12 protein-coding genes are annotated in these 9241 nt (G+C 57.2%); 5 read left to right on the forward strand and 7 right to left on the reverse strand.

Going from position 1 to position 9241, the window contains the following annotated elements; genetic code table 11:
- Positions 1–140: 140 nt before the first annotated feature.
- The 4 genes from NW820_RS07150 to NW820_RS07165 all read left to right on the forward strand — a co-directional run bounded on the left by NW820_RS07150 (position 141) and on the right by NW820_RS07165 (position 4652).
- On the forward strand, positions 141–683 hold the full coding sequence (locus NW820_RS07150; protein ID WP_414407091.1) for a hypothetical protein: 543 nt from the start codon (positions 141–143) through the stop codon (positions 681–683).
- A gap of 48 nt (positions 684–731) precedes the next feature.
- A complete protein-coding gene (locus NW820_RS07155) occupies positions 732–1295 on the forward strand; it encodes a helix-turn-helix domain-containing protein (RefSeq protein WP_414356640.1) in 564 nt (187 codons plus the stop codon).
- On the forward strand, positions 1295–2887 hold the full coding sequence (locus tag NW820_RS07160) for an Hsp70 family protein (protein WP_414344370.1): 1593 nt from the start codon (positions 1295–1297) through the stop codon (positions 2885–2887). Before NW820_RS07155 ends, NW820_RS07160 begins: the two co-directional genes overlap by 1 nt.
- Before the next feature lie 340 nt (positions 2888–3227).
- On the forward strand, positions 3228–4652 hold the full coding sequence (locus tag NW820_RS07165) for a 1-acyl-sn-glycerol-3-phosphate acyltransferase (protein ID WP_414329878.1): 1425 nt from the start codon (positions 3228–3230) through the stop codon (positions 4650–4652).
- Between the two features lie 83 nt (positions 4653–4735).
- Here NW820_RS07165 and NW820_RS07170 read toward each other — a convergent pair whose 3' ends face one another.
- The 7 genes from NW820_RS07170 to psbE form a co-directional block, all read right to left on the reverse strand.
- A complete protein-coding gene (locus NW820_RS07170; RefSeq protein ID WP_011433115.1) occupies positions 4736–5002 on the reverse strand; it encodes an ARPP-1 family domain-containing protein in 267 nt (88 codons plus the stop codon).
- Positions 5003–5306: 304 nt separating this feature from the next.
- Positions 5307–5420, reverse strand: coding sequence for a photosystem I reaction center subunit VIII (locus tag NW820_RS07175; protein WP_011433114.1), 114 nt, complete (start codon positions 5418–5420; stop codon positions 5307–5309).
- A 38-nt stretch (positions 5421–5458) separates the two neighbouring features.
- Entirely contained in the window at positions 5459–5929 is a 471-nt protein-coding gene (locus NW820_RS07180) for a photosystem I reaction center protein subunit XI (RefSeq protein ID WP_011433113.1), read from the reverse strand.
- Positions 5930–6455: 526 nt separating this feature from the next.
- Positions 6456–6575, reverse strand: coding sequence for a photosystem II reaction center protein J (locus NW820_RS07185; protein ID WP_011433112.1), 120 nt, complete (start codon positions 6573–6575; stop codon positions 6456–6458).
- A 141-nt stretch (positions 6576–6716) separates the two neighbouring features.
- A complete protein-coding gene (locus NW820_RS07190) occupies positions 6717–6842 on the reverse strand; it encodes a photosystem II reaction center protein L (RefSeq protein WP_011433111.1) in 126 nt (41 codons plus the stop codon).
- Positions 6843–6847: 5 nt separating this feature from the next.
- A complete protein-coding gene (gene psbF / locus NW820_RS07195; RefSeq protein WP_011433110.1) occupies positions 6848–6979 on the reverse strand; it encodes a cytochrome b559 subunit beta in 132 nt (43 codons plus the stop codon).
- Positions 6980–7055: 76 nt separating this feature from the next.
- The gene (psbE, locus tag NW820_RS07200; protein WP_011433109.1) at positions 7056–7301 is read right to left on the reverse strand and encodes a cytochrome b559 subunit alpha; all 246 of its coding nucleotides are present in this window, start codon (positions 7299–7301) and stop codon (positions 7056–7058) included.
- Positions 7302–7610: 309 nt separating this feature from the next.
- On the opposite strand from psbE, the gene NW820_RS07205 reads away from it, so the two are divergent.
- On the forward strand, positions 7611–9241 hold a 1631-nt coding region (locus NW820_RS07205; protein WP_414407092.1), incomplete at its 3' end, for an S-layer homology domain-containing protein.

Raw genomic sequence — 9241 nt, forward strand, 5'->3', positions numbered from 1 at the left:
TTCTCAACGGCAGTGAAACTTGGATTCCTATTCCCTTTGTCTTTTGGGAAAGAGCTTGGACAAACCAAATTCTGTCCCCCTAGGAGAGGGGCTGGAGGTGAGAGAGCTTAGGATAGCTACAGATTAGAGCAATCAAAACCATGAAGTCTGCTGCTCGCCTAGCTTGTCTGCTTGCCGGACTGATCCTAGGAGCGGGGATCCCCGTCATTGCTCCCGCCCCCGCCCTTCCCGTTGCCCAAGCCGGTTTCCGGCCCTATCTCAATGCCCGTTTCGGCTACCGCATCGACTACCCGGCAGACTTCATTCCGCAAGGGGAATCGGACAACGGCGATGGCCAAGTGTTTCTCGGTCAAGACGGGGCTGAGCTGCGCGCTTGGGGTGGGTACAACATCTTTCAAGAAACCCCTGCCAGCGCCCTGCAGGAAGAACTTCGCCGCAGCCGGGAAAACCAGCGCCAGGTTACTTACCAAGCTGTTGGCCGGGATTTCTTTGTGGTCTCCGGCTACGAGCCCGTTCGTGTCAGCGGTGCGGAGCCCTTTGGCCAGCGGATTTTCTATCTCAAAACAGTTGTCCGCCCTTCGCTGCAAGCTGGCTTTGAGTTCGTGTACCCGGCCAGCCGGCGCGAGCGCTATGACCGAGATGTGGAAGCTATAGCCCGTTCCCTGCGCCTTGCCGATCCCTGAGCTAGACCCAAGTTGGGGCATGATCGTAGGGATCCCTGGCAAAACCCAATGGCCGAGAGACCGCTGGATAGTTGGCTGCAGGAACGCATGCGGGTTGTTGGCCTGTCTTCTTGGCGGGCTTTACAGGCCCAGGCCGGGATCAGCCGCCGCGCCCTTGATCAGGTGCGCCAGGGGAAGTGGGGATCCCTGCGCCTGGAGCAACTGCAAAAGTTGGCTGCCGCTCTGCAGTGGGATTTGGGATCCCTACTGCGCCTCAACGGGAATGACAAAATGGAATCCACCGATTCCTCAGAAGTCCTCTTCTCTCTGCTGCAGCCGTTGCTCACCAGCTACCCCACTGTCCGCCAGATTGCCCAGCGCAAGCCCGATTGGCCGGCCCAAAACGTGACAGCTCTGTTTCGCTCCTTAGACGCTCTGCTGCAGCGCTGGGGGTATGAGCCCATCGGCAACCCCCTGGAGTCCGTCCCCTTTGATCCGCAACTGCATCAACCGGATCAGCTGGATATTCAAAAGGGGGATCCCGTTTACATTCGCTTTGTCGGCTACCGCCGCGGTGACCACATCCTCTGCCCAGCCAAAGTCAGCCGTTCCCTGCCTGGAGGATTGAGCTGATGGCACCTGCCCCCAAAGCGACCCTAGCCATTGATTTTGGCACCAGCAACACGGTGGTGGCAGTTTGGGATCCCGCCCAAGCAGTGCCCCGTCTCCTCACTCTTCCCGGCCTCTCTCGCCCAGACCACTCGGCTATTCCCAGCTTGGTCTACGTGAAGGGAAAAGGCCAGCTCCTGGTGGGGGAAACCGTGCGCGCCGGTCGGTGGGGGGCAGTGGATCCGCAACGGCTGTTTCAGGGGTTTAAGCGGGACTTGGTGGCGGAGTTTGTCCCTCCGCCGCGAGTTCTAGATGGAGAGCGCTACGACGCCGAGAGGGTGGCCCAAGCTTTTTTGCAGACGGTGATGGAAGCTGTCCCGAAAGAACACCTGCAGCCGCAACAGCTGGTGTTCACCGCCCCTGTCGGCTCTTTTGAGCGCTACCTCAATTGGCTGCGGGGAGTGGCCAGTGCCTGTGGCTGGGATCCCGTTCAAATTGTCGATGAAGCCACGGCAGCAGCCCTGGGCTATGCGGTTGGCCAGCCGGGATCCCTAGTGCTGGTGGTGGATTTCGGCGGCGGTACCTTGGATCTCAGCTTGGTGCGCACCCTCGCTCCCCAAGCGGGTAGCCCTGTCCTCAAAGCGGAGGTGATCGCCAAGGCCGATGCCTATGTGGGCGGGGTGGACATCGACATTTGGATTGCCGACTACCTACTGCAGCAACTGGGGCTAAGCCGACAGCAAATTGGAGCTCTGGGCTGGCTCAACCTCCTGGAGCAGGCGGAACAGCTCAAGATCGCCCTTTCCACTCAGATGGAAGCGGTGGGCAGTTGGTTTGACGACGAAGCCCTCACTGCCCATGAGTTGAAGTTAAGCCGGCAGGAGCTGGAAGAGATCCTGGAAGCTCGTCAGCTTTTGGATCAAATCCGCCAGTGCCTAGACGACGTTCTCCTCACCGCCCAGGCGAGGGGATTGGGCAAGAACCAAATTGAGCAGGTGCTCTTGGTAGGAGGCAGCTCCCAACTGCCAGCAGTTCAAGAGCTGCTGCGCTCCTACTTCGGCAAAAAGAAAGTGCGCTGCGAACGCCCCTTCGATGCTGTGGCCCTGGGCGCCCTGCAGGTGGGCCGCCAGGTGAAGCTGGAGGATCGCCTGCACCACAGCTATGCCCTCCGCCTCTGGGATCCCTTGCAGAAAAGCTACATCTACTACCCCCTCTTCGAACAGGGCAGCCCCTATCCCTGCCGACGGGCTGAGCCCTTGATCCTGCAAGTGGCCAACGACGGACAAACGGAGATTCGCCTAGAGGTGGGAGAAGTGGCCCAGGTAGTCCAGTCGGAAGTGGTTTACGACGAGCTGGGGCGGATGAGCAGCCGGCAGCTCACCCGGCAAACCGATTTCCGATCCCTAGCTCCTCTTGGATCCCTGCCCATTCGCCTCAGCGAGACGGAGTCCTTACCGGTTTGTCTGGCCCGTTTGCAGCCCCCTGGCCGCGTGGGAGAGGATCGCCTTCGCGTCGAATTTGCCATTGATAGCTCGCGGCGCTTGTTGGTCACCATCACCGACCTGCAAACTCAGGCGCTCTTGGCAGAGGCCCAGCCTGTAGCCACCTTGAGTTAAGAGACGAAAGTAGAGAGAAGAGAGCGTCTTCACTGCAACGGAAGACAAAGAAAGCAATGTAAAGGGCACGACATGGCCACGATTCCCAACTCTCATCTCCCCTTGTGAGAGAGGGGTCGGGGGCTTGAGGAGAGTAGAGAGCGGTTGCGCCGACGGCGTGGGGTCTCAGGGGAAGGATCTCAATCATTGATATTGTTGATATTGATTATTGATTGAGAATGGCTGCATATCCAGTGATCTCTGTAGCGACTTGATGAATAATCTGAGCGATGGGATATGAATCTGATTTGCGTTTAACTACACTTCTTCTCTTGAGCTACCTTGGGAACAAATCTTGCTCTTGTCACCACCGCCCCATTTTGCCCGTCCTCCCCTCGACTTTATTCCGCCCGCCTATAGCGCCTGGGTGCTACGGCTCGTCCACGGGATCCTGCCCCTGCTCTTGCGGGTGAGGGTGCGGCGCTGGCTTCCTTCCGGCATTGCCAAAATCGAGGCCACAGGGGCGGAGATCTTGGCGCGGCTCTACCACCAGTTCCAGGAGGGTCAAATTCGCCTAGTCCTGGCTTTCCGACATGTGGAGGTGGATGACCCGCTGGTGGGCCTGTACGTTCTATCTCGCCTGGTGCCCGAAGCCGCCCGTCGACAAGGGATCCGCCTTCGAGAACCCCTTCACGCCCATTTTCTCTACGACCGGGGCATGCCCCTCTGGGGAGGGGAATGGCTGGGGTGGCTGTTGTCTCGCCTGGGCGGGATCCCTATACGCCGCGGTCGGAGGGTGGATCGGGTGGCGCTAAAGGCGGCCCGGCAACTGCTCCTGGATGGGCAATTTCCCTTTGCAATCGCCCCAGAAGGAGCCACCAACGGCCACAGCGAACGGATCAATCCCCTGGAACCGGGAATGGCTCAGCTGTGCTTTTGGTGCGCCGAGGACCTGGCCAAAGCTGGTCGCTCAGAGACCGTCATTTTGCTGCCCATTGGCATTCGGTACTACTACACGGATCCCTCCTGGACGAAGCTGGAGCGCCTGCTGGCGCGCCTTGAGCACCTGAGTGGGTTGACGCCTCCGAAGCCAGAGCCAAGATCCTCCAGGAGCCCCAACCTTCGCTACACCCAGCGGATCTGCCGCCTAGCCCAGCATCTCCTGGGACAACTGGAAGCTTTCTACGACCTACCTCCCTTCATCTCTGGGAGAGATGAAGAAGAACCACGGATAGAGCAGAGGCTAGCCCCTGGCCACTTTAACGCTCGCCTGGAGCGGCTGCTCCACAGAGCCCTGGAAACCGCAGAGACCTACTTTGGCCTATCTCCCCAGGGGGATTGGAACAGCCGCTGCCGCCGCATTGAAGAAGTCGCCTGGATCCAGATTTACCGAGAAGAATTGCGGCATCCTGGATCCCTGTCTCCCCTGCAGCGGGGGTTGCTCGACTGGAAAGCCCACCAGGCAACGCTCTACCTGCAGCACATGCGCTTGGTGGAAAGCTGTGTAGCCGTCCAGGAAGAGTATTTGCTGAGCAAACCCTCTTTTGAGCGGCTGGCAGAAACTGCCCTCATTCTATTTGATGTGCTGGCCCGCCTTCGAGGGGAATCCTACCCAGCCCGCCCTCGCCTAGGCTGGCGGGGGGTTCACGTGACCGTCGGGGATCCCATCTCCGTTAGCGAGCGGTTAGAGCGGTATTGCCGAGGCCGCCAGGAAGCCAAACAGGCGGTGACCGAGCTAACTCAGGATGTTTTTTCTTTCCAATTTCTTTCTTTTTCCAATTTCTAGGGATCCCCCAAAGGGGGAACCAGCTTAGGTGAGAAGCCTGGCACTACTGCCGAGAGACTGCTGAAAGATAAACCACCTTCCCATCATAGAACAGAGCTGAGCCTTGGTCGCCCCGCTGGGACTCTGCTCGGTACTCCCAGCAGCAATAGGAACTCACTGTGGTTTTCCACAACCAGGTGAGGTACTGCTCCGGCCTCGCTCACCTCGGTGATGGTTGCTTCCTGGGTTTGCAGATCTGGAAGGCGATAGGCAACTTCCTGCTCCCCCTGAGAAAAGAGAGGGAAAACCTGGAAACTGCCCTCTTGAATGGGATCCCCAATACGCAGGGTTGGAAAGTTAAGGCTGGCCATCGACTCCTCCTTCTCGTTGAAGTTGCAAGGGTGTTGCGGAAGCTGCCCTTCCCCTTGTTGGCTTGGGATCAGCTCGCCGGATCCTGCTCCAATCTAAAGTCCTTTGGAAATGCTCCCTTCCTAAAAAAAAGAGGTGAGGGGACAGCCTTCGCCTTTCGGGACTCTGGTAGCGCGGATGGAAATCATCCTGACCAAAAGAGAGGGATCCCTAAAAAAGGGATCCCTGCCTCAATATCTGGGGTTGATCTCTAGCCTGAAATAATTGAAATTAATCAGCACTAGTGAGTATCAAAGCACTCCGGGACTAGTCCCGCTCAATGTACAAAAAAAGCACTGCCATGCCCACTGCAGGAAGCAGCCAACCAACAATGGGGATAAAAATCCAAGGAAGATAAGCAGCAGCGTAAGAACCGGTCATGATTTTGCTCCTCTCAAGTGACTTGACAAACTTGACAACTAATTCACCAGCCCTCGAAAGATGGCGTCGATCCCGGCAAAGTTCTCCAGCAGGAAATAGGCAGCAAACACTCCACCCATACCTCCCAAGAAAAATCCTGCCGTCAGATCCCCCCAACCCCGAGCTGTAGCCAGAGGAGCGGCCCCCGGTGTTTCCGGCTTGTTTCCGAAGGTAACGCTGCCATAGGCCGACATGCAGGCGGTTCCCAGCAGCACAATCGCCATCGCCGTAACCAGCCCGCCTAAGTTAGCTGCCTCAGGGTAATCCCGCAGCGGCCCCAGCACAATTTCTGGCCCTACCAAGAAATAGCCATGGGCCAGCCCAATTTCTAGACCCCGCAACAGCGGCGATAAGCCAGGACGGTTGATGGGGAGATTGTTGATAAACAGACGGGTGACAGGAGAATCGCTGATGGGCGTCGAAAGATGCCCCTCGCAGGGATCGTCGTTAAAGGTGCGAATGTAATCCATGTCCGAATGTCCTGCCTGGAATTTTGCGATTCATTCTACGGGGCCTAAGTTACCCTCTCGGCAACCACCACCCGGATCGTTAAAAAAGTTCATGCTCGCTTAACACAGAGATAGCTCTTCTAAATAAGTTTGAGACATAAGTTTGAGACATTCCCTCGCAGAACCTGTCCTCAGCAATTCGCGCTCTTGCCCATGATCCCTGACCTGCTAACGCGAACTTCACCCTCTCCAGGGGGAGAAGAGAGAAGTCCAGATTCACCGCCTGGTTGTAACCAGTGGTGAGGAATAGCGGCAGCTTTTTCGGACTGTGTATTGAGTATTAAGTTGAGTATTAAGGTCTGCAATGAAGTGGGATCCCTGCTGGGCAAGGGATCGATATTGCGCTGTGGTAGGTAGCCCCGAAAAAAGTGGTAGATACACTGGCCATGGGTCAACAAAGCCTAACTGAATTCGGCTAGGTCGTAAAAACCATGGGACCCTTTACCCCTACCTATTGGGGGCTACTACCAGACCGAAAACCTCAAACCTACAGACTAGAGCCTAGGCCCACATAGGAGCCATAGAAAAAGAGCCCAACTACCGTGATCACACCCAAACCGGCAACCACAGCCACTATCCACAAAGGGATCCTTGCTTGACTGGTCATAGCAACTGGTCTCCAAAAAAGACAGAACTAGCAGCAATTACATTCTCAGTAAACTTAGCAAAGGGGAGCAAGGGCTAGCCAAAAGCCAGCATTGTCCCCTGCGCTCTTTCCCAACTCCAAGAGCAGAGTGGGATCCTGGCCTCAGTTGAGAAAATAGCTGGAGAACAACAGCCCAACCACAAACACCAGCAGCAAACCCAGGTAAAGGGAAGTGCGGTTTAGCTCCACCGGTTGGGAGTTGGGATTCCTTTCGGGTTGATCAGCCATTGGGTTCACCGTTGAATAAACTGCATTGCAGCAATAGCTCCCAAGAAGAAAACAGTTGGGATCGCCAAGGTATGTACCGCCAGCCAACGGACGGTAAAAACAGGGTAAAAAACGGGTTCATCAGATTTAGTGGCCATAGATATCACCCTACGCAAAAAGCTCAATCAACTTACAAATTGCAACAACGAATAGTCCACTTACCCACGGGCACTCCTAGCGAGTCAGCCTCTCCAGCTCCTCCAGAGCATTGAAGCGATCGCTAACGATCGGCAACTCCTGGCGCTCTGCCGTGAAATACTCATTGGGGCGCGGGGTGCCAAAAATATCATAGGCCAGGCCAGTGCTCACAAAAAGCCAGCCTGCCAAAAACAAAGCGGGAATGGTCAGGGCGTGAATAACCCAGTAGCGGACACTGGTAATGATATCGACAAAAGGTCGCTCTCCGGTGCTGCCAGCCATGAAACTCCTCCCTAGGGTAGGGGCAAAAGTGCTTTCTGAACTTTCTGAGTCTATAACACAATGATAAGGATTTGGATGCACAACTACAAGTTACGAGACCCTTGCTTAGGCCCTTTGCTGTCAAGCCGGATCCCGTCTTGCATAGGTAAAATCTCCTAAGGGATCCCTGCGGCGAACCTTCTTACCCGAGTTTTCAGAATCTCACTGCCAAAGGGCGCAATCCCAACGGGTATCGAGGGCTTGGGGACACGGCGGAAGTTTGAGATAAGCTGGCCCTGAGGGGATGTTGTTGGAACAGGAGTGACAGCTATGCGGTGCTCGTGGCCCCTAGCTCTGAGCTTGTGTTGGACGCTGGGCTGGTCGGGTGTCAGCTTGCCGGCTTGGTCCCAAGGGGTGGAGCAGCAAGCCTCGCTGGCCTGGACCGACCCCTACGTGGCGGCTCTGGAACGTCAGACAGATGTGGTGATCACCCAAGAACCCCTGTCAGCCACCCTGACCCGTCTGGAATTGGCCCAGTGGCTGACGGAGTTTTTCGGCTACATTCCCAATCCCAACCAGGTGCAGGAGATTCGCGACCTGGAGCCCAACACCCCCGACTATTGGACTGCCCAAGCCGTGCTGCAGGCGGGGGCCATGCGCCTATACGAGGGCAACGAGTTTCGCCCGCAAGGGGACATTACCCACCTAGAAGCCCTGGCCATTTTGGTGCGGGCTCTGCAATTGCCTGCTCCCACCCAGGCCGATATTGAGCGCTGGATGGCTCTGTACACCGATGCGGCTGATGTGCCGGAGGTAGGGCGGGCTTTTGTGGCCATGGCAGGCGAGGCGGGGCTGCTGGTGAATGTGCCGGATCCGGCCCGTCTTCAGCCCAATCGGGTGCTGAGGCGAGCAGAAGGGGCAGTGTTGTTGCATCAGGCCCTGGTATATCGCGGTCAGCTTCCGCCCTTGCCACCCCCTGTGGCCCAGTTGCGTCCTTCCCCAGCCCGGGTGGCCGAGACTGTCCAACCCGAAATCTTCCAAACGCGGATCACTCCCGAGGGAGGAAGTGTTCCTGCAGGGGGAACCTTGACCATTGAAGCGCAGGCCACTCCCAACGGCAGGGCTACGGTCGATATCGGCGGCGTGGTTCAGGGTCTGCCGATGCAAGAGGTGCAGCCCGGCTATTACCGCGCAGTTTACAGCCTTAGCCCTCAGGACAGCGCCCTCAGCCCCGACATCAGCATTCAATTGACCCTCAATGGCGTCAGTACCCGCGTTCAACGGCGGCTACCTCAACTGGCCTTGGGCAATGTTGCTCCTCCGCCAGTGGAATCAGTATTTCCGCCCCCAGCTCCTCTGCCGCAGCCAGCCCCTCTGACTGCAGCCGGCAATCGCTATCCGCGCATTGAGGCCATTCGCTTGGATCCCCAGCGCGACTTGGTGGAAGGGGACATTCTCACCATTGCCATTTGGGGGGAATCTGGAGGGATCGCCCAGTTTGATCTGGGGAATCTGGCCCTGAACCAGCCGATGCGGGAGGTACGACCCAACCACTACGAAGGCACCTACGTGGTAGCCCCCACCCACCAGGCCAACAATCCCACCTTGAGGATTGTGCTCACCAAGGACGGCCTCAGCCAGGAACATCGGGAGATTTTTCCCTTTTCCATCGATGGCTCCAGAGGAACCCGCTCCACCATTCAGCCGGTCTCCGCGCCTGTTGCCGTGGGGCCGCCCCGGATTTTTAGTGTCACCACCAACAGCACCAACCTGCACATGGGAGAAATTCTCAAAGTCACCATGCGAGGAGATCCAGGGGGGCGGGCTGCTTTTCGGATTATTGGGATAACGCCCGAAGTTGAAATGCGGGAGGTGGCGCCGGGCCTATACGAAACCCAGCAGCAGTTGCCCTTCAACATGCAGCCGGTCAACAACGGCATCATCGAGGTGATCTTGCAAAG

Source organism: Synechococcus sp. R55.7, from assembly GCF_047461955.1.
In the GTDB taxonomy this organism is placed as follows: Bacteria; Cyanobacteriota; Cyanobacteriia; order Thermostichales; family Thermostichaceae; genus Thermostichus.